General features: G+C 74.8%; 21 protein-coding genes. 9 read left to right on the top strand and 12 right to left on the bottom strand.

The window, feature by feature from the left end:
• Positions 1–106: 106 nt before the first annotated feature.
• On the bottom strand, positions 107–1,840 hold the full coding sequence (arc, locus tag ACI8AX_RS07485; RefSeq protein ID WP_456549162.1) for a proteasome ATPase: 1,734 nt from the start codon (positions 1,838–1,840) through the stop codon (positions 107–109).
• A gap of 153 nt (positions 1,841–1,993) precedes the next feature.
• A complete protein-coding gene (locus ACI8AX_RS07480; RefSeq protein ID WP_456549161.1) occupies positions 1,994–2,872 on the bottom strand; it encodes a tRNA (adenine-N1)-methyltransferase in 879 nt (292 codons plus the stop codon).
• Between the two features lie 102 nt (positions 2,873–2,974).
• Here ACI8AX_RS07480 and ACI8AX_RS07475 point away from each other — a divergent pair, with 102 nt between their 5' ends.
• From ACI8AX_RS07475 to ACI8AX_RS07465, 3 genes are read left to right on the top strand one after another with little or no spacing between them, the layout of a single operon-like run.
• Positions 2,975–3,952, top strand: coding sequence for a RecB family exonuclease (locus ACI8AX_RS07475; protein ID WP_456549160.1), 978 nt, complete (start codon positions 2,975–2,977; stop codon positions 3,950–3,952).
• 13 nt (positions 3,953–3,965) lie between these two features.
• Positions 3,966–4,754 carry a maleylpyruvate isomerase family mycothiol-dependent enzyme gene (locus ACI8AX_RS07470; protein WP_456549159.1) on the top strand — a complete coding sequence of 263 codons (789 nt, stop codon included), beginning with the start codon at positions 3,966–3,968 and terminating at the stop codon, positions 4,752–4,754.
• A 43-nt stretch (positions 4,755–4,797) separates the two neighbouring features.
• Positions 4,798–5,367, top strand: a complete 570-nt coding sequence (locus ACI8AX_RS07465) for an HtaA domain-containing protein (protein ID WP_456549158.1) — start codon at positions 4,798–4,800, stop codon at positions 5,365–5,367.
• Positions 5,368–5,371: 4 nt separating this feature from the next.
• Here the strand turns inward: ACI8AX_RS07465 and ACI8AX_RS07460 are convergent, their stop codons facing one another.
• Positions 5,372–6,088 carry an HAD family hydrolase gene (locus ACI8AX_RS07460; RefSeq protein ID WP_456549157.1) on the bottom strand — a complete coding sequence of 239 codons (717 nt, stop codon included), beginning with the start codon at positions 6,086–6,088 and terminating at the stop codon, positions 5,372–5,374.
• 81 nt (positions 6,089–6,169) lie between these two features.
• On the opposite strand from ACI8AX_RS07460, the gene ACI8AX_RS07455 reads away from it, so the two are divergent.
• The 3 genes from ACI8AX_RS07455 (at position 6,170) to ACI8AX_RS07445 (ending at position 8,676) form a co-directional block, all read left to right on the top strand.
• Complete coding sequence (locus tag ACI8AX_RS07455) at positions 6,170–6,973, top strand: thioesterase family protein (RefSeq protein WP_456549156.1); 804 nt, start codon at positions 6,170–6,172, stop codon at positions 6,971–6,973.
• Positions 6,974–7,038: 65 nt separating this feature from the next.
• Positions 7,039–7,275 (top strand): hypothetical protein, encoded by a 237-nt coding sequence (locus ACI8AX_RS07450; protein ID WP_456549155.1) that lies wholly within the window; start codon positions 7,039–7,041, stop codon positions 7,273–7,275.
• A gap of 219 nt (positions 7,276–7,494) precedes the next feature.
• Positions 7,495–8,676, top strand: a complete 1,182-nt coding sequence (locus tag ACI8AX_RS07445; RefSeq protein ID WP_456549154.1) for an amidohydrolase family protein — start codon at positions 7,495–7,497, stop codon at positions 8,674–8,676.
• Positions 8,677–8,685: 9 nt separating this feature from the next.
• Here the strand turns inward: ACI8AX_RS07445 and metH are convergent, their stop codons facing one another.
• Positions 8,686–12,489 carry a methionine synthase gene (metH, locus tag ACI8AX_RS07440; protein WP_456549153.1) on the bottom strand — a complete coding sequence of 1,268 codons (3,804 nt, stop codon included), beginning with the start codon at positions 12,487–12,489 and terminating at the stop codon, positions 8,686–8,688.
• A gap of 87 nt (positions 12,490–12,576) precedes the next feature.
• Here metH and ACI8AX_RS07435 point away from each other — a divergent pair, with 87 nt between their 5' ends.
• The 3 genes from ACI8AX_RS07435 to ACI8AX_RS07425 all read left to right on the top strand — a co-directional run bounded on the left by ACI8AX_RS07435 (position 12,577) and on the right by ACI8AX_RS07425 (position 14,295).
• The gene (locus ACI8AX_RS07435) at positions 12,577–13,437 is read left to right on the top strand and encodes a PAC2 family protein (protein WP_456549152.1); all 861 of its coding nucleotides are present in this window, start codon (positions 12,577–12,579) and stop codon (positions 13,435–13,437) included.
• Positions 13,438–13,521: 84 nt separating this feature from the next.
• Complete coding sequence (locus tag ACI8AX_RS07430) at positions 13,522–13,965, top strand: VOC family protein (protein WP_456549151.1); 444 nt, start codon at positions 13,522–13,524, stop codon at positions 13,963–13,965.
• Positions 13,966–13,968: 3 nt separating this feature from the next.
• Positions 13,969–14,295 carry a TfoX/Sxy family protein gene (locus ACI8AX_RS07425; RefSeq protein WP_456549150.1) on the top strand — a complete coding sequence of 109 codons (327 nt, stop codon included), beginning with the start codon at positions 13,969–13,971 and terminating at the stop codon, positions 14,293–14,295.
• A 3-nt stretch (positions 14,296–14,298) separates the two neighbouring features.
• On the opposite strand, the gene ACI8AX_RS07420 is transcribed toward ACI8AX_RS07425, so the two are convergent.
• The 8 genes from ACI8AX_RS07420 to ACI8AX_RS07385 form a co-directional block, all read right to left on the bottom strand.
• Positions 14,299–15,327, bottom strand: a complete 1,029-nt coding sequence (locus ACI8AX_RS07420) for an HD domain-containing protein (protein WP_456549149.1) — start codon at positions 15,325–15,327, stop codon at positions 14,299–14,301.
• Positions 15,327–16,625: a cysteine--1-D-myo-inosityl 2-amino-2-deoxy-alpha-D-glucopyranoside ligase gene (gene mshC, locus ACI8AX_RS07415; protein ID WP_456549148.1), complete on the bottom strand. Its 1,299-nt coding sequence runs from the start codon at positions 16,623–16,625 to the stop codon at positions 15,327–15,329. Before mshC ends, ACI8AX_RS07420 begins: the two co-directional genes overlap by 1 nt.
• 55 nt (positions 16,626–16,680) lie before the next feature.
• Entirely contained in the window at positions 16,681–17,127 is a 447-nt protein-coding gene (locus tag ACI8AX_RS07410) for an SRPBCC domain-containing protein (protein WP_456549147.1), read from the bottom strand.
• Complete coding sequence (locus ACI8AX_RS07405) at positions 17,124–17,510, bottom strand: VOC family protein (RefSeq protein WP_456549146.1); 387 nt, start codon at positions 17,508–17,510, stop codon at positions 17,124–17,126. Before ACI8AX_RS07405 ends, ACI8AX_RS07410 begins: the two co-directional genes overlap by 4 nt.
• 146 nt (positions 17,511–17,656) lie before the next feature.
• Positions 17,657–18,412 carry an SCO1664 family protein gene (locus ACI8AX_RS07400; RefSeq protein ID WP_456549145.1) on the bottom strand — a complete coding sequence of 252 codons (756 nt, stop codon included), beginning with the start codon at positions 18,410–18,412 and terminating at the stop codon, positions 17,657–17,659.
• A gap of 34 nt (positions 18,413–18,446) precedes the next feature.
• Positions 18,447–18,998 (bottom strand): DUF3090 family protein, encoded by a 552-nt coding sequence (locus tag ACI8AX_RS07395; RefSeq protein WP_456549144.1) that lies wholly within the window; start codon positions 18,996–18,998, stop codon positions 18,447–18,449.
• Positions 18,999–19,038: 40 nt separating this feature from the next.
• Positions 19,039–19,740 (bottom strand): histidine phosphatase family protein, encoded by a 702-nt coding sequence (locus ACI8AX_RS07390; protein ID WP_456549143.1) that lies wholly within the window; start codon positions 19,738–19,740, stop codon positions 19,039–19,041.
• Between the two features lie 21 nt (positions 19,741–19,761).
• On the bottom strand, positions 19,762–20,613 hold the full coding sequence (locus tag ACI8AX_RS07385) for an undecaprenyl-diphosphate phosphatase (RefSeq protein ID WP_456549142.1): 852 nt from the start codon (positions 20,611–20,613) through the stop codon (positions 19,762–19,764).
• Positions 20,614–20,698: the final 85 nt, after the last annotated feature.

Genomic DNA, 20,698 nt, shown 5'->3' with positions numbered 1-20,698 from the left:
GGGGGGGTGGCGGGGTCGGACGCAGCCATCGCGCGCGGCCCCCCGCCCCCCGGCCGCCGGGCCCCGGCGCCGGCCCCGGCCCCCCGGGGGGCGCCGGCGCCGCACGCTACAGGTACTGGCCGGTGTTCGTGGCGGTGTCGATCGCGCGGCCGGACTCGTTGCCCTTGCCGCTGATCAGCGTGCGGATGTAGACGATCCGCTCGCCCTTCTTGCCCGAGATCCGCGCCCAGTCGTCGGGGTTGGTCGTGTTGGGCAGGTCCTCGTTCTCCTTGAACTCGTCGAGGCACGCCTGCATGAGGTGACCCACCCGGAGGCCGCCGGAGCCGGTCTCCAGCCGCTCCTTGATGGCCATCTTCTTGGCGCGGTCGACGATGTTCTGCAGCATCGCCCCGGAGTTGAAGTCCTTGAAGTACAGGACCTCCTTGTCGCCGTTGGCGTAGGTCACCTCGAGGAAGCGGTTCTCCTCGCTCTCGGTGTACATCCGCTCGACGGTGCGCTGGATCATCGCGGAGATCGTGGCCTCGCGGCTGCCGCCGTGCTCGGCGAGGTCGTCGGGGCTCAGCGGCAGCGTCGTCGTCAGGTACTTGCTGAAGATGTCGCGCGCCGCCTCGGCGTCGGGCCGCTCGATCTTGATCTTCACGTCGAGCCGGCCGGGCCGCAGGATCGCCGGGTCGATCATGTCCTCGCGGTTGGAGGCGCCGATGACGATGACGTTCTCCAGGCCCTCGACGCCGTCGATCTCGCTCAGCAGCTGCGGGACGATCGTGCTCTCCACGTCAGAGGACACCCCCGAGCCGCGGGTGCGGAAGATCGAGTCCATCTCGTCGAAGAACACGATGACCGGCGTGCCCTCGCTGGCCTTCTCCCGGGCGCGCTGGAACACCAGCCGGATGTGCCGCTCGGTCTCGCCGACGTACTTGTTGAGCAGCTCGGGGCCCTTGATGTTGAGGAAGTAGGAGCGCCCCGAGTTCGCGCTCTCGTCCCCCTGCGCCGCGGCGACCTTCTTGGCCAGCGAGTTGGCCACCGCCTTGGCGATCAGCGTCTTCCCGCAGCCGGGCGGGCCGTACAGCAGGATGCCCTTGGGCGGGCGCAGCTCGAACTCCCGGAACAGGTCGGCGTGCAGGAACGGCAGCTCGACCGCGTCGCGGATCTGCTCGATCTGCCGGGACAGGCCGCCGATGTCGCTGTAGTCGATGTCGGGGACCTCTTCGAGGACGAGCTCCTCGACCTCGCTCTTGGGGATCTTCTCGTAGACGTACCCCGAGCGGTTCTCCAGCAGCAGCGAGTCGCCGCTGCGCAGCGCCGTGTCGGCGAGGGAGTCGGCGAGGAAGACGACGCGCTCCTCGTCGGTGTGCCCGATGACCAGGGCGCGGCGCACCTCGCCCTCGACGGGCTCCAGCAGCTCCTTGAGCATGACGATGTCGCCGCCGCGCTCGAAGCCGCGCGCCTCGACGACGTTCATCGCCTCGTTGAGCATCAGCTCCTGGCCGTGCCGCAGGCTCTCCACCTCGACCGAGGGGGACACGGACACGCGCAGCTTGCGCCCGCCGGTGAAGACGTCGACCGTGCCGTCCTCGTAGCGGGTGAGGAAGACGCCGTAGCCGGACGGCGGCTGCCCCAGCCGCTCGACCTCCTCCTTGAGCGCCACCAGCTGTTCGCGCGCCTCGCGCAGCGTGCCGGCCAGCTTGTCGTTCCGCTCCGAGAGGAAGGCCGCACGGCCCTCCGCCTCGGCGATCCGCTCCTCCAGCGCACGCACCGTGCGGGGGCTCTCGGCCACCTTCCGGCGCAGGAGACCGATCTCCTCCTCGAGGTAGGAGATCTGGCTGAGCAGCGCCGTCACGTCACGTTCACGCCGCGCTCGGAACTCGTCGGGACCCAGGCCCATCGCGCACCTCCGCACACCTCGGGGGAGCCAGGACGCAAATCTATACACGCGAGGGGTGACGGTGCTGCCGGCTCGCAGCACTGCTCCCGAGGTGATATCCGGGCCCGCTCAGTACTTCTGCGCGCGCCTCTGGCGGACCGGCGGGACGGTCCCGTCGGCCAGCCGCCGGGCGGTCACCAGGAAGGCGGTGTGGGCGACCATCCGGTGCTCCGGGCGGACGGCGAGGCCGACGGCGTGCCAGGGCCGGATCAGCGACTCCCAGGCGTAGGGCTCGGTCCAGACGCCCTGCTCGCGCAGCGCCTCGACGTAGGTGGACAGCTGGGTCACGGTGGCGACGTAGCCGACGAGCACGCCCCCGGGGCGCAGCGCCGCGGCGACCGTGGGCAGCACCGCCCACGGCTCGAGCATGTCGAGGACGACGCGGTCGACGACCTCGTCGGCCGGGTGGTCGGCGAGGTCGCCCAGGCGCAGGGACCAGTTCGCCGGGACCTCGCCGAAGAACGCGCCGACGTTGGACCGGGCGACGTCGGCGAAGTCCTCGCGCCGCTCGTAGCTGGTCACCGCTCCCCCGCCACCCACGGCGCGGAGCAGTGAGCAGGTGAGCGCCCCCGAGCCGGCGCCCGCCTCGAGCACGCGCATGCCCGGGCCGACGTCACCGAAGGCCACGATCTGGGCGGCGTCCTTGGGGTAGATCACCTGCGCGCCGCGCGGCATCGACAGCACGAAGTCGGCCAGCAGCGGGCGCAGCGCGAGGTAGCCGGTGTTGGCGGTGGAGTGCACCACCGAGCCCTCCGGGGCACCGATGAGGTCGTCGTGGGCGATGGCACCGCGGTGGGTGTGGAACAGCTTGCCCGCCTCCAGGACGACGGTGTGGTGCCGGCCCTTGGGGTCGGTCAGCTGCACCCGGTCCCCGACGGCGAAGGCCCCGGGCACGGGCTCCCGGGGCGGCGCGGCGGGCTCGAGGGGCTGTTCCTGCTGCGGGTCCACGGGCGTCGAGCGTACGGAGCACGCCTCCCGTCCCCCCGTCCGGCGCGGTGGGCACGGCGCGGGGACGCGGAACTGTCGGTGGGCCGACCTAGCCTCGGTGCCATGACGGTGCTCCACCCCGACCCGGTCTCCCCCGCCCCCGTCGAGGCGCCGGGCGCTCCTGCCACGACGACCGAGGCGAGCGCGACGCCCGCGACGACCGAGGCGAACGCGGCGACCGAGGCGGCCCCCCGCCGGCCCTCGCTATCGCCCAGCCGCGCGGCCGACTTCAAGACCTGCCCGCTGCTCTACCGCTTCCGCACCATCGACCGCCTGCCCGAGCGCAAGAGCCTCGCGGCCGTGCGCGGCACCCTCGTCCACGCGGTCCTGGAGAAGCTGTACGACCTGCCGGCCGCCGAGCGCACGCCCGACGCGGCCCGGCAGCTGCTGGGCCCCGCGTGGGAGGAGCTGTCGGCCGACCCGACCGTCACGGAGCTCTTCACGGCCGAGTCCGACGGCGCCCCCGCCCCGTCGCTCGAGCAGTGGCTGGCCTCGGCCGGGAAGCTGGTCGACGTCTACTTCACGCTGGAGGACCCCCGACGCATCCAGCCCGAGGGCCGCGAGCAGCTGGTCGAGGTGACGCTGCCCGACGGGCTGCTGCTGCGCGGCTTCGTCGACCGGCTCGACGTCGCGCGCAACGGCGCCCTGCGGGTCGTCGACTACAAGACCGGCTCGATGCCCCGCGAGGCCTTCGAGGCCAAGGCGCTGTTCCAGATGAAGTTCTACGCGCTGGTGCTCTGGCGCACCCGCGGCGTGGTGGCCAGCCAGCTCAAGCTCCTCTACCTGGGCGACGGCGACGCGCTCACCTACGCCCCCGACGAGGGCGAGCTGGTCCGGTTCGAGCGCACGCTGCAGGCCATCTGGGCGGCGATCGAGCGGGCGGTGTCCACGCAGGACTTCCGGCCCAACCGGACGAGGCTGTGCGACTGGTGCGACCACCAGGCGCTGTGCCCCTCCTTCGGCGGCACTCCGCCGCCGTTCCCGGCCGAGGCCGCCGCCGCGGCCGGCTGGGCCACCCTCCCCGTGGTGGAGCGCGACTGAGAGGCTGCCGGCCGTGCCCCTGGACCACGACCGGCTGACCGCCGTCCTCACCGAGCAGACCGACCTGCTGCGCGGTGTCGTCCGCGCCGCCGACCCCGGCGCGCCGGTGCCCACCTGTCCCGGCTGGACGCTCGGCGCCCTCGTCCGGCACCTGGCCGGCGGGCTGCGGTGGGCCGCGGAGGTCGTGGCCACCCGGGCGACCGAGCCGCCGGACGACAGGTTCTTCCGCGACGTGTCCCGCGGGACCGAGCAGTCCCCCGCGGAGCTCGACGCGCAGCTGGCCGAGGGCTCGACGGCGCTGGCCGCCGCCCTGCGCGACGCCGGCCCCGACGCGCCCCTGTGGACGCCGCTCGGGCCCGGCACCGCCGCGTTCTTCGCCCGCCGCTTCTCCCACGAGACCGCGGTGCACCGCGCCGACGCCACGCTGGCCGCCGGCCTGCCCTACGCCCTCGACCCCGACGTCGCCGTCGACGCCCTGGACGAGTGGCTGGAGCTCGGCTGCCTGCCGCAGGTCCTGGACCTCTTCCCGGAGCGCCGCGCCCTGCTCGGCCCCGGCCGGACCGTGCACCTGCACGCCACGGACACCCCCGCGGAGCTCGACGCCGAGTGGGTGGTCGACCTGACCGGCGCCGTCCCCACCTGGCGCCGGGCGCACGAGAAGTCCGCCGTCGCGGTGCGCGGGCCGGTGGCCGAGCTGGTCCTCTGCGTCTACGGCCGCCGCCCGGCCGACGGCGCCGACCTCCAGGTCTTCGGCGACCGCGAGCTGCTGGACACCTGGCTGGCGGCTTCCCCGTTCGGCTGAGGCCCCGTCGCTCCTCCGCGGCCATGGGGCAGGATCAGCGGCCATGACCGAGCAGCCCCAGGACACGGCGACGCCGGGTTCCTCGACGCCGGGTTCCTCGACGCCGGGTTCCTCGACGCCGGGTGACGTCCCCTTCGGCCTGCTCTGGGGGATCAAGCGGTCGTTCATCGCCTACGTCCGCCGGATGCCCGACGGCCAGGGCTCGATCCACGACGGCGCCGTGCCGCTGGGCGAGGACACGATCCTCTTCCCGCCCGTCCCGGACACCGTGCCGGCCGCCGCCGACGCCGACCGCACCTGGGCCTTCCGCGGCGACGTCCGATTCCGGGGACACGGGGGCATGCTGTTCGTGCGGGTCGCCGCGCCGCTGATCACCGTCCGCGGGGACACCGCCGAGCTGTCGATCGAGGACCCCTACGCCCGGCCCGAGGCCGACCGCGTCCCGCTGGTCACGCTGCGCCTGGAGCCCGGCCCCGCCCCGGAGGGCGCAGCGGTGTGGCTGGGCTCCGACGTCCGGCTGACCGAGGCCGGGTCGGTGCTGTTCAACGACGTCTACCAGCCGGGCGAGCCGTTCGAGCAGCTCAGCGTGGTCCTCCCGGCCCCCGGGGCCTGACCGCTCAGCAGCCCGCGGTCGCCCGGTCGGCCAGCAGGGCGGCCAGGTCGGCCGGTCCCAGCCCGGCCAGCGTCCCCCGCAGCACGAGCCCCGGCGCCGGGTCGAGCGCCTGCATCGCGGGGACGCCGAGCACCGCTGCGCCGGAGGCCAGCCCCGCCGTCACGCCGACCACCGAGTCCTCCACGACGACGCAGCAGCGCACGTCGACCCCGAGCGCCTCGGCGGCCTGGAAGTAGGGCGCGGGGTCGGGCTTGCGGGCGGGCACCTCGTCGCCGCAGACGGTGACGTCGAACGGCGTCCGGCCGTCGAACGAACGGGCCATCGAGCCGAGCACCAGGTCGGTCAGCCGCCGCGGCGTCGTCGTCACCAGCGCCGTCAGCACCCCCGCCGCGCGCACCGCGGCGAGCAGCTCCCGGGCCCCCGGGCGCCAGTGCACCCCGCCGGCCATCAGCCCGGCGACGGTGTCCTCCACCCAGACGGCGTCGGCGGCCATCGCGGCCTCGTCGACCGGCAGGCCCAGGTCGGCGTAGAGGACGCCGAGCGCCGTCCGCATGCTCGTGCCGACCGTGGCGGCTCGCGCCGGGGCGCTGAGCTCGCCGCCGCGGCGGCGGGCGAGGGCGAACAGCGCCTCGCCCCAGTGCTCCTCGGTCTCGACGAGCGTGCCGTCCATGTCGAACAGCACCGCGCCCAGCGGCGGGTCCTGGCGGTCGGGAGAGGTCAAGGGAGTGCCCGGCAGGCCCGCGTACGCATCGCCGCCCACGGTACGGGGGCGGCCGGACCACGCTGTGAGACGGTGGCCGCCATGGCCGAGCGTGCGCTGTTCCTCCGCGAGGGCGACTCCTTCGTCGCCACGGAGCTGTCCCAGGGCGCCTGGGACCCGCGGCACGCCAACGGCGGCTCGACCCTCGCGCTGCTGGCGCACTGCCTCGACGACGTGCCGACCCTGGTGCCGATGACCCTGGGCCGGCTGACGGCCGACCTCGTGCGACCGCTGACCCTGGGCCGGCCGCTCTCGGTGACCGCCACGGTCGTCCGGGAGGGCAAGAAGATCCAGCTGGTCGACCTCGAGCTGAGTGTCGACGGCGAGCTGTGCGCCCGCGCGTCGGCGCTGCGGCTGCGCGACGCCGACCTGGGCGCGCTCCCCGGCCACCCGGTCGGCGCGCCGGTCGCGGGCACCGCGTCGCTGGCGCCGCCCGAGGAGGCCGTGAGCCTGCGCGAGACCTCGACCACCCCGGCCGGTTTCCTGCAGGCCGTCGACATGCGCTACGCGCCGACGCTGGACGGGGCGGGCCGGGGCGTGTGGGTGCGGCTCGAGGTCCCGGTGGTCGCCGGGGAGCCGGTCCGCCCCGCGTCGCGGACGGCGCTGGCCTTCGACTACGCCAACAACATCAACGTCTCCATGGACGCCGGCACCGCGACGACCATCAACCCCGACGTGAGCGCCCAGGTGCTGCGCCAGGCGACCGGCGAGTGGCTCGCGCTCACCGGGCAGACGCGGTTCAACCCGGCGCTGGGCCGGGGCGTCTCCACCGCCGAGCTCAGCGACCTCGACGGGCTCGTCGCGGTCCTGACGGTCAGCCAGCTGGTGCAGCCCCGCGCGCGCTGAGGCCCGGCGCGGGGACACGCCGCGGACCGGTGACTGTGAGGTGGGTCACGTGGGACGCTCCGCGCATGACGGTCCGATACGTGACGGGGATCCACGTGGACACCGCGCCCGGCCGGGGCAGCGGCGGGCGCCCGGTCGAGCGGCGCACGCCGCACGCGGTGCCGCTGGACGAGGACGGCGCCGCGCCGGCCCAGGCCTGCTGCGGCGCGGACGTGCAGGAGGTGCACGCCGACGTGCCCTTCCCGCCCGGGCGCACGCAGCAGCTGGCCGCCGCCTGCCTGGAGTGCCAGGCGCGCGTCTGACCGCGTCGCGCCGCGCGGGCACCCCGCCGGGCGTCGCGGGCCTGCCGGCACGGCGGCGGACGCCGTCGTCGCCCTCGGCACGGCGTGCGAGTGCTCCCCCTCCCACGAGCAGTTGCCGGCACCCGCAGCACCGCCGCCCCCGAGGCCCGGTGAGCTGACCGCGCGCACGCTCCGGAGTAGCGTCCCGGCCACCACTCCTGCGGCCCGCTGGGGGTCGGCATGCGCGGATACCGGGCCGACCGTGCCTTCGACGGCGACCGCGTCCTGCCCGACGGCGCCCTCGTGCTCGTCGAGGGCGGGCGGATCGCCGGCGTGGAACCCGCCGCGGCGCCCGCCCCGGCGGGGGTCGACGTCCGCCACCTGCCCGGGACGACGCTGCTGCCCGGGCTCGTCGACACCCACGTCCACCTCTGCGCCGACGCCGGCCCGCGGGCGCTGGACACCGTGCCCGGCCGCTCCCCCGCGGACATGGACGCCGTGATCGGGGCGGCCCTGGACGCGCACCTCGCCGCCGGCGTCACCGCGGTCCGCGACCTGGGCGACCACGACTTCGCCGTCCTCGACCGCCACCGGGACCGGCCCACCGGCCCGACCGTCGTCGGGTCCGGGCCGCCCCTCACCTGTCCCGGCGGCCACTGCGCCTCCATGGGCGGCGCCGTCGCCGGCGAGGACGCGCTCCGCCGCGCCGTGCGCGACCGCGCCGACCACGGCGCGGCGGTCGTCAAGGTGATGACCAGCGGGGGCCTGCTCACCCCCGGCACCGACCCGCAGGCCTGCCAGTTCGAGCTCGCGGAGCTGCGTGCCGTGGTCGACGAGGCGCACCGGCTCGGACTGCCGGTGACCGGGCACGCCCACCCGCTCGCCGCCGTCGAGCGGTCGCTGGACGCCGGCCTCGACGGGATCGAGCACGGCAGCTGCCTGACCCGCGACGGGGTTCGCCTCCCGCCGGCGCTCGCCACGCGGCTGCGGGAGAGCCGGACGCCGGTCTGCCCGACGCTCGGCCGGCTCCCTGGGCTGCCCGTGCCGCCGCACGTGATCGCCCGGATGGCGGAGGTCGGGGCCAGCTACGAGGCCCAGCTGGCGCACGTCGCTGACCTGCACGCGGCCGGCGTCGCCCTGCTCGCCGGCACCGACGCCGGCGTCGGCCCGGTCAAGCCGCACGGCGTGCTGCCGCAGGGCGTGGTCGAGCTGGTCGGCTGCGGCCTGCCCGTGGTGACCGCGCTGGCCGCCGCGACCGGGGCGGCGGCCCGGGCCTGCGGTCTGGCCGACCGGACCGGGCGCCTGGCCGCCGGCCTGCAGGCGGACCTGCTCGTCGTGGACGGCGACGCCACGACCGACGTCACCGCCCTGCTGCGGCCCCGCACCGTGGTCTGCCGCGGCCGCGAGGCCGTGCCCGCCTGAGCCGGCGGGTCACTCGTCGTCGGGCCGGTACCCGAGGTTCGGCGACAGCCAGCGCTCGGCCTCGGCCAGGGTCCAGCCCTTGCGCCGCGCGTAGTCCTCGACCTGGTCGCGGCCGAGGCGGCCGAGCACGAAGTAGCGCGACTCCGGGTGGGCGAAGTACAGCCCGCTGACGGCGGCGCCGGGCCACATGGCCATGCTCTCGGTGAGCGTGATCCCGGTCGCGGCCTCCACGTCGAGGAGCTCCCAGATGGTCTGCTTCTCGGTGTGCTCGGGGCAGGCCGGGTAGCCCGGCGCCGGGCGGATCCCCCGGTACTGCTCGCCGATGAGGGCCGCGTTGTCCAGGTGCTCGTCGGCGGCGTAGCCCCAGAACTCCCGGCGCACCCGCTCGTGCAGCCGCTCGGCGAAGGCCTCGGCCAGCCGGTCGGCCAGCGACTCGAGCAGGATCGCGCTGTAGTCGTCGTTCTCCGCCTTGAACGCCGCGACCCGCTCGGCCGACCCGAGGCCGGCGGTCACCGCGAACGCGCCGACGTAGTCGCGCAACCCGGTCTCCTTGGGCGCCACGAAGTCGGCCAGCGACTTGCGCGCCGACCCGTCGCGGCCCTCGGTCTGCTGCCGCAGCTGGTGCAGCGTGGTGCGGACGGCGCCGCGGGTCTCGTCGGTGTAGACCTCGATGTCCTCGCCGCCGACCCGGTTGGCCGGGAACAGCCCGAACACGCCGCTGGCCCGCAGCCACCGCTCCCCGACGACCCGGTCGAGCATCGCCTGGGCGTCGGCGTACAGCTTGCGGGCCGCCTCGCCGCTGGCCGGGTTGTGCAGGATGTCGGGGAACCGGCCGCGCATCTCCCAGGCGTTGAAGAACGGCTGCCAGTCGATGTACTCGCGCAGCTCGGCCAGCGGGTAGTCGGCGAACGTCTTCACGAACTGGGTCGCGTGGGCGTGGTCGCAGCCCGGGCCGGTGCACACGTCCCGTGCCTGCTGCAGCAGCATCCGCGGCCGCGGCGGGCTGTAGCTCCCCCAGTCGAACGCGGGCGCGGCCGCGCGGGCGGCGTCCAGCGTCAGCAGCGTGCGGGTGTCGGAGCGGGCCGCGTGCCGCTCGCGCAGCTGCTCGTACTCGGTCTCCACCCCGGCCAGCAGGGCCGGGCGCTGCTCGTCAGACAGCAGCGCGGCCACGACCGGCACCGACCGCGAGGCGTCCTTCACCCACAGGACCGGGCCGTGGTACGCCGGCGCCACCTTGACCGCGGTGTGGGCCCGCGACGTCGTCGCCCCGCCGATGAGCAGCGGGATCTCGAAGCCCTGCCGCTCCATCTCGGTCGCCAGGTTCACCATCTCGTCCAGCGACGGCGTGATCAGCCCGGACAGCCCGATAACGTCCGCGCCCTCGGCCTTGGCGGCGTCCAGGATCTTCTGGCCGGGCACCATCACGCCCAGGTCGACGACGTCGTAGTTGTTGCACTGCAGCACGACGCCGACGATGTTCTTGCCGATGTCGTGGACGTCGCCCTTCACGGTGGCCATGACGACCTTGCCGTTGCTGCGCTCGGCGTCCCCGGGCTGCTTCTCCGCCTCGATGTAGGGGATGAGGTAGGCGACGGCCTTCTTCATCACCCGCGCGGACTTGACCACCTGCGGCAGGAACATCTTCCCGGCGCCGAACAGGTCGCCGACCACGTTCATGCCGCCCATCAGCGGGCCCTCGATGACCTCGATCGGCCGGCCGCCGCGGGCGGCGATCTCGGCGCGCAGCTCCTCGGTGTCGGCCTCGACGAACTCGTCGATGCCCTTCACCAGGGCGTGGGTGATCCGCTCCCCCACCGGCAGCGAGCGCCACTCCTCGGCCGCGGCCTCGACGGCCTCGCCGCTGCCGGCGAAGTCGCCGGCGATCTCCAGCAGCCGCTCGGTGGCGTCGGGCCGCCGGTTGAGGACGACGTCCTCGATCCGCTCGCGCAGCAGCTCGGGGACCTCGTCGTAGACCTCCAGGGCCCCGGCGTTGACGATCCCCATGTCCATGCCCGCGCGGATCGCGTGGAACAGGAAGACGGCGTGGATGGCCTCCCGCACGCGGTTGTTGCCGCGGAAGGAGAAGGAGACGTTGGAGACGCCGCCGGAGACCAGGGCGCCGGGGAGGTTCTCCTTGATCCAGCGGGTGGCCTCGATGAAGTCCAGCCCGTAGGCGGCGTGCTCCTCGATGCCGGTGGCGACGGCGAAGACGTTCGGGTCGAAGATCACGTCCTCGGCGGGGAAGCCCACCTGCTCGACCAGGATGTCGTAGGCGCGCCGGCAGATCTCCTTGCGCCGCTGCAGGTCGTCGGCCTGACCGTCCTCGTCGAAGGCCATGACGACGACCGCGGCGCCGTGCTTGCGGCACAGCCGGGCCTGGGCGACGAACTCCTCCTCGCCGTTCTTCAGCGAGATCGAGTTGACGATCGACTTGCCCTGCACGCACTTGAGGCCGGCCTCGATGACCTCCCACTTGGAGGAGTCGACCATCACCGGCACGCGGCAGATGTCGGGCTCGGCGGCGACCAGCTTGAGGAAGCGGTCCATGGCCGCGACCCCGTCGATCATCCCCTCGTCCATGTTGACGTCGATGACCTGCGCACCGGCCTCGACCTGCTGCCGGGCGACGGTCAGCGCCGCGCCGTAGTCGCCGTCGCGGATCAGCCGTCGGAAGCGGGCCGAGCCGGTGATGTTGGTGCGCTCGCCGACGTTGACGAACAGCGAGTCCCCGTCGACGGTCAGCGGCTCCAGGCCCGACAGCCGCAGCGCCGGCCGCCTCTCCGCCGGCGTCCGCGGCGCCGCGCCGTCGACCACCGCCGCGACGGCGGCGATGTGCTCGGGCGTGGTGCCGCAGCACCCGCCGACGACGTTGACCAGGCCGCTGGCGGCGAACTCGCCCAGGACGCCGGCGGTGTCGGCGGGGGCCTCGTCGTACTCGCCGAAGGCGTTGGGCAGGCCGGCGTTGGGGTAGCAGGAGACGAAGGTGTCGGCGACCCGTGCGAGCTCGGCGAGGTAGGGCCGCATCTCCTTGGCGCCCAGCGCGCAGTTGAGGCCGACGGCCAGCGGCCGGGCGTGCCGCACCGAGTGCCAGAACGCCTCGGTGACCTGCCCGGACAGCGTCCGCCCCGACGCGTCGGTGATGGTGCCGGAGATCATCACCGGCCAGCGGCGGCCGCGCTGCTCGAAGAGGGTCTCCAGCGCGTAGATCGCGGCCTTGGCGTTGAGCGTGTCGAAGATCGTCTCGACCAGCAGGATGTCCGCCCCGCCGTCGACCAGGCCGTCGGCCTGGGTCAGGTAGGCCTCGGCCAGCTCGTCGAAGGTGACGTTGCGGGCGCCGGGGTCGTTGACGTCGGGCGAGATCGAGGCGGTGCGGCTGGCCGGGCCGAGGGCCCCGGCGACGTACCGCGGCCTGTCCGGGGTGCGGGCGGTGACCTCGTCGGCGGCGGCCCGGGCCAGCCGCGCCGAGGCCAGGTTCAGCTCGTACGCCAGGTCGGACATGTCGTAGTCGCGCAGCGAGACCGCGTTGGCGTTGAACGTGTTCGTCTCGATGACGTCGGCGCCGGCGTCGAGGTACTCGCGGTGGATCCCGGCGATGATCTGCGGCTGGGTGATGCTCAGCAGGTCGTTGTTGCCCTGCAGGTCGCCCGGCCAGTCGGCGAAGCGCTCCCCGCGGTAGCCGGCCTCGTCGGGCCGGTCCCGCTGGATCGCGGTGCCCATGGCGCCGTCGAGCACCAGGATCCGCTCGCGCAGCAGCGCGGTCAGCTCCGCGGTGGCGTCCGGGCGCAGGTCCGGGGTCTCAGGCACGACGACCATGGTCGCATCCCGCGGCAACCCGATCGGTCACCTCGGGCCCGTTGGGGCACGGTGCCCCGGCCGGACCGACGTAGGCTTCCAGGGGTGATGGACCCGAAGTCCCCGTCCGAGGACCTGCCCGAGCTGACCGACCCCGTGGTGGTGGTCGCCTTCGAGGGCTGGAACGACGCCGGCGACGCGGCCACCGGGGCGCTCGAGCACCTGGAGCTGATCTGGGACGCCAGCCCGCTGGCCGCGCTGGACCCCGAGGACTACTACGACTTCCAGGTCAACCGGCCCACGGTCTCGCTCGTCGGCGGGGTCAGCCGGCGCATCGAGTGGCCCACCACCCGCGTGTCGGTGGCCCGCCCGCCCGGCTCCGAGCGCGACGTCGTCCTCATCCGCGGGATCGAGCCGAACATGCGGTGGCGCAGCTTCTGCGACGAGCTGATCGAGCTGTGCCGCGAGCTGGACGTGCGCACCGTCGTCGCCCTGGGCGCGCTGCTGGCCGACACGCCGCACACCCGCCCGGTGCCGGTGACCGGCTCGGCCTACGACGCTGAGTCCGCCGAGAAGTGGGGGCTGGAGACCTCCCGCTACGAGGGCCCCACCGGCATCCTCGGCGTCTTCCAGGACGCCTGCGTGCAGGCCGGGCTGCCGGCGATCAGCTTCTGGGCCGCCGTCCCGCACTACGTCTCCCAGCCGCCCTCGCCCCGCGCGACGGTCGCGCTGCTGCAGCGCGTGGAGGAGGTCCTCGAGCTCACCGTGCCGCTGGGCGCGCTGCCGCAGCAGGCCGAGGAGTGGGTCAAGACCGTCGACGAGATGGCCCAGGAGGACGACGAGGTCGTCGAGTACGTGCGCTCGCTGGAGGAGCGGGCCACCGAGGTCGACCTCTCGCAGGCCAACGGCGACTCGATCGCCCGCGAGTTCGAGCGCTACCTCCGCCGCCGCGGCTCCTCCCCCAACTGAGCGCCCCTCTCGGGCGGGAACCCAGGGACTTCCGCGCGCGAAGTGCTCGCCGGGTCGTCGGGGGTCGCTGGCAGGGTGACTCCCATGCAGCCACGCCTGGACCTGCTCACCGTCGCGGTCCCCGACCTCGACGCCGCCCGCCGCTTCTACGTCGACGGGCTGGGCTGGACGCCGGCCCTCGACGTCCCCGGCGAGGTGCTCTTCGTCCAGGTCAACCGCGGGCTGCTGCTGGCGCTGTTCGGCGCGACGGACCTCGCCGCGGACATGGGCGTGCCGGCCGGGGACGTCGTCGTCGGCGGCGGGTTCACCCTCGCGCACAACGTCGGCAGCCCCGAGGAGGTCCGGCAGGTCGTGGCCGACGCCGAGGCGGCCGGCGCCCGGGTGGTCAAGCCGCCGCAGCAGGCCGCCTTCGGGGGGTTCCACGCCTACTTCACCGACCCCGGCGGCGTCCGCTGGGAGGTCGCCCACAACCCGGGCCTGCGGGTCGACGACGACGGCACCGTGCACATCGGCGTGGTCGAGGGCTGACCCGTGCCCTACTCGCAGGAGCTCGCCGGGCGGGTCCGCGGCGTCCTGGCCGGCCGCGACGACGTCGAGGAGAAGCGGATGGTCGGCGGCGGCCTGTCGTTCATGGTCGCCGGGCGGATGTGCTGCGGCGTCACCCGGGAGGCGCTGATGGTGCGGGTCGGCGCGGACGCCGGGCCCGCGGCCCTGGCGGAGCCGCACGCGACGCCGATGACGCTCGGCGGCCAGGAGCTGGCCGGGTACGTGCTCGTCTCCCCCGAGGGCACCGCGGACGACGCCGCGCTGGAGGCATGGGTGTCGCGGGGGCTGGCCTTCGTCGCCGCCGGCCGGTAGCCGTCAGGCGACGCGCAGCAGCGGGCGCATCCGCGCGGTGGCGTCGCCGTCGAACAGCCGGTCGTGCGTGGTGAGCGCGAACCGGTCGGTCATGCCGGACACGTGGTCGACGACCTGGGTGGTGAGGTCGGCGCCGGCGTCGCGGTAGCTGGCCGGGATGAGCTCGGGGTGGGCCAGGTGGTGGTCGACCAGCCGGCGGATCACGTCGATCGCCAGCTGCTTCTGCCCGGCCGCCGTCTCCGAGGAGTAGACCCGCTCGAACATGAAGGCGCGCAGCTCGTGCATCGCCTCCAGCGGCTCGGGCGCCATGACCACCCGGCCGCCGTCGGCCAGCGACCCGGCGACGACGGCGTCGATCATCGCGCCGACCATCGCGCTGCCCGGCTCCCCGAACACCGCGCGGGCGCGGGCCGGCAGGTCGCCCGGCCGCAGCACCCCGGCGCGGACGGCGTCCAGGGCGTCGTGCGAGAGGTAGCCGATCCGGTCCGCGTAGCGGACGCACTCGGCCTCGCGGCTGGCCGGCGGTGGGCTGATCTTCCAGCTGTGCGCGCGGATGCCGTCGCGGACCTCCCAGGTGAGGTTGAGGTCCTCGAGCACCTCGACGATCCGCACCCCCTGGGCGGCGTGGTGCCAGCCGCCGGGCACGTAGGGCTCCAGCGCGTCCTCGCCGATGTGCCCGAACGGCGAGTGGCCCAGGTCGTGGCCCAGGGCGATCGCCTCGGCCAGGGTCTCGTTGAGGCCCAGGGCCCGGGCCAGCGCCCGCGCCACCTGGTCGACCTGCAAGGTGTGCGTGAGCCGGGTGACGAAGTGGTCGCCGTCGGGGTTCAGGAAGACCTGCGTCTTGTGCTTGAGCCGGCGGAAGGCCTTGGCGTGCAGGATCCGGTCGCGGTCGCGCTCGAAGGCGGTCCGCAGGGCGTCCTCCGGCTCGGGCCGGGCCCGGCCGCGGCTGGCCGAGGAGCGCGCGGCCGACGCCGCCAGGCGCTCCTCCTCCCGCTCGCGGGTGGCGCGGTCGGTGAGCCGGAAGCCGCCCATCAGCACTCCTGCAGCGCTGAGCTCACTGCGCACGAGTCCAGCGCCACCCCGAGCAGCGCGTCGACCGCGTCGCAGACGATGCCGGGGGCGCCCTCCTCCAGCGCCGGGTGGTCACCGGCGGCCAGGGTGCGGGCGGCCCAGTCGTCGACGACGGCGATGGCGCCGGGGCTGTCCAGGTCGTCGGCCAGCCGTTCCCGCAGCTGGGTCAGCACCGGCGCCGCCGCCGCGCCGGCGGGCAGGGCGGCGGCCCGCCGCCAGGTGGCCAGCCGCTTCTCGGCGTCGGCCAGCAGCTGCGGCGTCCACGCCCGGTCGGTGCGGTAGTGCCCCGACAGCAGCGCCAGGCGGATCGCCATGGGGTCCACGCCCTCGCCGCGCAGCTTGGAGACGAACACCAGGTTGCCGCGGCTCTTGCTCATCTTCTCGCCGTCCAGGCCGATCATCGCCGCGTGCACGTACGCCCGGGCAAAGGGCTCCTTGACCCCGGTGGCCGTGGCGGTCAGCGCCTCGGCGTGGACGGCGGAGTACTCGTGGTGCGGGAAGACGAGGTCGCTGCCCCCGCCCTGCACGTCGAAGGCCATGCCGATGGTGTCCAGCGCGATGGTGGCGCACTCGATGTGCCAGCCGGGCCGGCCGGCGGTGCCGCGCGGGCCGGCCCACGAGGGCTCGCCCGGGCGCTCGCCGCGCCACAGCAGCGGGTCGAGCCGGTTGCGCTTGCCGGGCCGGTCGGGGTCGCCGCCGCGCTCGGCGAAGTACCGCAGCATGGTCGCCTCGTCGTAGCGGGACTCCCCGCCGAAGCCCGGCGCCTGTGCCACGTCGTGGTAGACGTCGCCGGTGCCGTCGTCGAGGACGTAGGCCAGGCCCTCGTCGAGCAGCGACTCGATGTGCGCCACGATCCGCGGGATGGCCTCCACCGCGCCGACGTAGTCGTCGGGCGGCAGGACCCGCAGCGCCGTCATGTCCTCGCGGAACAGCGCCGTCTCGCGCATGCCGAGCACGACCCAGTCCTCGCCGTCGCGGTCGGCCCGCTCCAGCAGCGGGTCGTCGATGTCGGTGACGTTCTGCACGTAGTGGACGGCGTGCCCGGCGTCCCGCCACACCCGGTTGACCAGGTCGAAGGCGAGGTAGGTGGCCGCGTGGCCGAGGTGCGTGGCGTCGTAGGGGGTGATCCCGCAGACGTACATGCGGGCGATGCGGTCGGGGCTGGTGGCGACCACCTCTCCCCGCGCGGTGTCGTGCAGCCGGAGCGCAGGGCCGGTGCCGGGCAGGGTCGGCAGGAGCGGGGCGGGCCAGGAGAGCACGTAGCGAGCGTAGAGGCGGGCACCGACGCCGCCGCCGGGTCGTCCCCCGCCCGGGTCAGGCCCCCAGCAGGCGCGCGAGGCGGGCCAGCGCCATCCGCCAGCCCTCCTCGTTCTGCTCGGGCGGCACGCCGTCGGGGACGCCCTCGTGGACGGCGGTCAGCTGCGTGCCGCCGGCCGCGTCGCGCAGGGTGATCGTCGTCGTCATCTCGCCCTGCAGCGCCGGGTCGTCGGTCTCGAACTCGTCGACCTCGACCACGAGCTCGCCGGGGACCAGGCGGGGGAAGCGGGCGCGGTAGCTGTCGGTGTGCCCGCCGCTCTTGCCCGGGGTGGCCGGGTCGTCGTAGGTGAGCGAGACCCGGAACACCCCGCCGCCGAGCCGCTCGACCGCGCTGGTCATCCCGTCGGGGAAGCGCCAGCCGGCGATCAGGTCGGGCTCCGTGAGGGCGCGGTAGACGGCCTCGCGCGGCGCGGCGAGGTGCGCGGTGACCCGGGTGGTGCTCACGGCCAGGTGACCGCGTGCTTGTCGAAGGCCTCGCCGGTCTGGATGCCGACGACGCAGAACACCAGGCCGGCCGGGTCGGTCATCTGCCAGAACGAGCCCATGTCCCGGAGCCGGCGTGCGCCCAGGGCCTCGAGGCGGGCGACCTCGGCGGGGATGTCGTCGGTCTCGACGTCCACGTGCCAGCGCGGCGGCGTCCCCTCCCCCGTGCGCTGCACCTCGACGTGGAAGCCGTCGCCGAAGACGCCGAGGGAGTTCCAGTCGTCGTCGGAGGGGTCGGGCTCCACCGGGTGGCCGGTGGCGGCCGACCAGAAGTCCAGGCCGGCGACGTGGTGCTCCGGGGGGAGGTCCAGCAGCAGGATCGCCAGGCGCGAGCGGTGCGGCATGGGGACAACGTAGGGACCGGAGCCGCCCCCGCGAGTGGTCGTGCGCGCCGCGGGCGCGGAGGGTCCCCGGCGCGGTGCGACGGCGGGGCTCGGCGCAGGCCGGGACGGCACCCGGCCGCGGTGCGGTCCGGAGGACCGCGATGTGCTCAGAAGGGCGGCCAGGGCAGGGCGGGCCACTCGCCGCTGGGCTCGGGGTGCAGCTGGGTGCGCAGCAGCTCGGCGACGCGCTGCTGGGTGGCGCGCACCTCGCGGCGGGTGAGGTGCTCGTGGAGCTGCTCGCCGAGGTCGCCGCGCAGGTCGTCGGCCAGCCGCTCGAGGACCTCCAGGGCGGCCACCGGCAGCGGCTTGCCGGCCCAGCGCCACAGCAGGGTGCGCAGCTTGGGGTCGGGCGAGAAGCAGATGCCGTGGTCGACGCCGTACACGTGGCCCTCGGGCGTCGGGATGATGTGCCCGCCCTTGCGGTCGGCGTTGTTCACCACCGCGTCGAACACCGCCATCCGCCGCAGTCCGGGGTGGTCGGTGCGCACGAAGGCGGCCAGGTCGACCGACTCGTCGCCGTCCACCCACAGCTGGACCATGCCGGGGCCGAACGGGCCCTCCCGCAGCACGGTCGGCGGGACGACGTCCCACCCGGTGGCCTCGGAGACCAGCGCCGCGGAGACCTCGCGGCCGGCGAGCGTGCCGTCGGGGAAGTCCCACAGCGGCCGCTCCCCCGCCACCGGCTTGTACACGCACTCGGCGGCCAGGCCGTCGCAGCGGATCGTGCCGAAGAGCGTGACGTTGGAGGCGTCGAGCATCCGGCCCTCGAGGTCGATCTCGCCGTCGAGCAGCAGCCGCCGGGCCTCCTCGGCGCCGTCGGGCGCGCGCAGGTCCGGCTCGGCGCCGGCCGACTGCTCGCTCACCGGTGGCTCCCCCGGCGCGCGGACGGGCGCCGGCTCAGCGCCGGTAGCCGTTCTGCCGGGGGCAGACGTGCCCGGTCGGGTCCAGCGGCAGCGAGCACAGCGGGCAGGCGGGTCGGCCCGCGGCGACGACCCGGCGGGCCCGGGCCACGAAGGCCCGCGCGGCGCCGGGGCTGATGGTCACCCGCAGCGCGTCGGGGCCCTCGTCGCTGTCGGAGAGGATCGCGTCCTCCTCGATCGGCTCCTCGCCGGCGGCGACCGCCTCGACGACCACGGCCTGGGTCTGCGCGTCCCAGGCCAGGCCCATGGCGGCGACGCGGAACTCCTCGTCGACCGGCGCGGTGAGCGGGTCGAGGTCGTCGACGTCGGCGTCGGCCGGGACGACAGCGCCGGGCCGGGAGGCGACCTCGTCGAGCAGCTCGGCCATCCGGTCGGCGAGGACCTGCACCTGGCTCTTCTCCAGCGCGACGCTCACCACGCGGCCGGCGTCGTCGGAGGCCTGCAGGTAGAAGGTGCGGTCACCGGGCTGGCCGACCGTGCCCGCGACGAACCGGGACGGGCGCTCGAAGAGGTGGACCTGGCGCGGCACGCTGCCAGGTTACGCGGGCCCGGCGACGGGCCGCCGCTGGTCAGACGGTGGCCCCGGCGCCGCCGCCCACCACGGCGTCGGAGTCGGCCTTCCGCCGCCGCCGTCCCTTCTTCCTGGGCGGCACCAGCGCGCTGACGTCGCCGCCGCTGTCGTTGACCCGCAGCACGAACGGGCGGGTCTCGGTGTAGCTGACCACCGAGATCGAGGCGGGGTCGACGACGATCCGCTGGAACTGGTCCAGGTGGAGGCCGAGGGCGTCGGCGAGCACGGCCTTGATCACGTCGCCGTGGGAGCAGGCCAGCCAGACGGCGTCCGGTCCGAGGCGGGCGTTCCACTCGCGGACCGCGGCCACCGCCCGCGCCTGGGTCTGGGCCAGCCCCTCCCCCTCCGGCCCGGGGAAGACGGCGGCCGACGGGTGGGCCTGGACCACCTTCCACAGCGGCTCCTTGACCAGCTCCTTGAGCGGCCGGCCGGTCCAGTCGCCGTACCGGGCCTCGCCGAGCCGGTCGTCGGTCCGCAGCTCCAGGTCCCGGCCGGCGAGGACGGCGCCGGCGGTCGCCCGGCAGCGCTCCAGCGGGCTGCTGACCACCGCCGCGAGCGGCACCGGCGCCAGCCGCTGCCCGACCGCGGCCACCTGCGCCTGCCCGGTCTCGTCGAGCTGGACGCCCGGGGTCCAGCCGGCGAGGACGCCGCCGGTGTTGGCCGTCGTCCGGCCGTGCCGCAGCAGGATGACGGTGGTCACGGCGCCGAGCCTAGGCGCTGGTCAGGGGGTCGTCTCCGCAGGCAGCGGGTCGAGCACCCCGGCGCCCACCAGCGCCAGCAGCGCCAGGCCCAGGACGACGCGGTAGACGACGAACGGCGTGAAGCTGCCGCGGTCGAGGTAGCGCAGCAGCCAGGCGATCACGACGTAGCCCACCGCGAAGGCGATGACCGTGGCCAGGACCGTCGGCCCCCAGGAGATCGGCGCCCCCTCGGTGTCACCGGCCAGCGCCTCGTAGGTCTGGAAGCCGCCGGAGCCGAGCACCGCCGGGATGGCCAGCAGGAACGAGTAGCGGGCCGCGGCGGCGCGGGTGAAGCCGAGGAACAGGCCGGCGGTGATCGTGCCCCCGGAGCGGGAGACGCCGGGCACCAGCGCCATCGCCTGCGCCAGGCCGAAGGTGATGCCCGACCGCGCGGTCAGGTCGGTCAGCTCGCGCTGCTTGCGGCCCACGCGGTCGGCCCAGAACAGCACCAGCGAGAAGGCGACCAGCGAGATGGCGACGATCCGCAGGTCGCGCAGCGTCGTCTCGATGTCGTCCTGGAACAGCAGCCCGAGGACGACGATCGGGATGCTGCCGACGATGATCAGCCAGCCCATCCGGGCGTCGGGGTCGCCGCGCAGCTCGCGCCGGGTCAGCGACAGCACCCACTGCCGGATGATCCGCCAGATGTCGGTGCGGAAGTAGAGCAGCACCGCGAGCTCGGTGCCGATCTGCACGATCGCGGTGAACGCCGCGCCCGGGTCGTCCCAGCCGAAGGCCTCCCCCACCACGCGCAGGTGCGCGCTGGAGGAGATCGGCAGGAACTCGGTGAGCCCCTGCACCAGCCCCAGGACGACGGCCTCGAACCAGCCCATCGCGCCTCAGCCCCCGACCGTCGGAGTCGCTGGGGGACGGTTTCCGCACTCGGGCGACTCCACAGGCACGGGCACCCACCCTAGG

The sequence above is a fragment of the Blastococcus sp. SYSU D00813 genome (assembly GCF_054050735.1).
The sequence above is the reverse complement of the archived record's forward strand: the minus strand, read 5'-3'. Positions and strand labels throughout refer to the sequence as shown.

Coding starts and splice junctions, on each gene's coding strand:
- ACI8AX_RS07475 (WP_456549160.1), top strand. CDS start 2,975: ATGACGGTGCTCCACCCCGACCCGGTCTCCCCCGCCCCCGTCGAGGCG.
- ACI8AX_RS07465 (WP_456549158.1), top strand. CDS start 4,798: ATGACCGAGCAGCCCCAGGACACGGCGACGCCGGGTTCCTCGACGCCG.
- ACI8AX_RS07455 (WP_456549156.1), top strand. CDS start 6,170: ATGGCCGAGCGTGCGCTGTTCCTCCGCGAGGGCGACTCCTTCGTCGCC.
- ACI8AX_RS07450 (WP_456549155.1), top strand. CDS start 7,039: ATGACGGTCCGATACGTGACGGGGATCCACGTGGACACCGCGCCCGGC.
- ACI8AX_RS07445 (WP_456549154.1), top strand. CDS start 7,495: ATGCGCGGATACCGGGCCGACCGTGCCTTCGACGGCGACCGCGTCCTG.
- metH (WP_456549153.1), bottom strand. CDS start 12,489: ATGGTCGTCGTGCCTGAGACCCCGGACCTGCGCCCGGACGCCACCGCG.
- ACI8AX_RS07435 (WP_456549152.1), top strand. CDS start 12,577: ATGGACCCGAAGTCCCCGTCCGAGGACCTGCCCGAGCTGACCGACCCC.
- ACI8AX_RS07430 (WP_456549151.1), top strand. CDS start 13,522: ATGCAGCCACGCCTGGACCTGCTCACCGTCGCGGTCCCCGACCTCGAC.
- ACI8AX_RS07420 (WP_456549149.1), bottom strand. CDS start 15,327: ATGGGCGGCTTCCGGCTCACCGACCGCGCCACCCGCGAGCGGGAGGAG.
- ACI8AX_RS07405 (WP_456549146.1), bottom strand. CDS start 17,510: ATGCCGCACCGCTCGCGCCTGGCGATCCTGCTGCTGGACCTCCCCCCG.
- ACI8AX_RS07385 (WP_456549142.1), bottom strand. CDS start 20,613: ATGGGCTGGTTCGAGGCCGTCGTCCTGGGGCTGGTGCAGGGGCTCACC.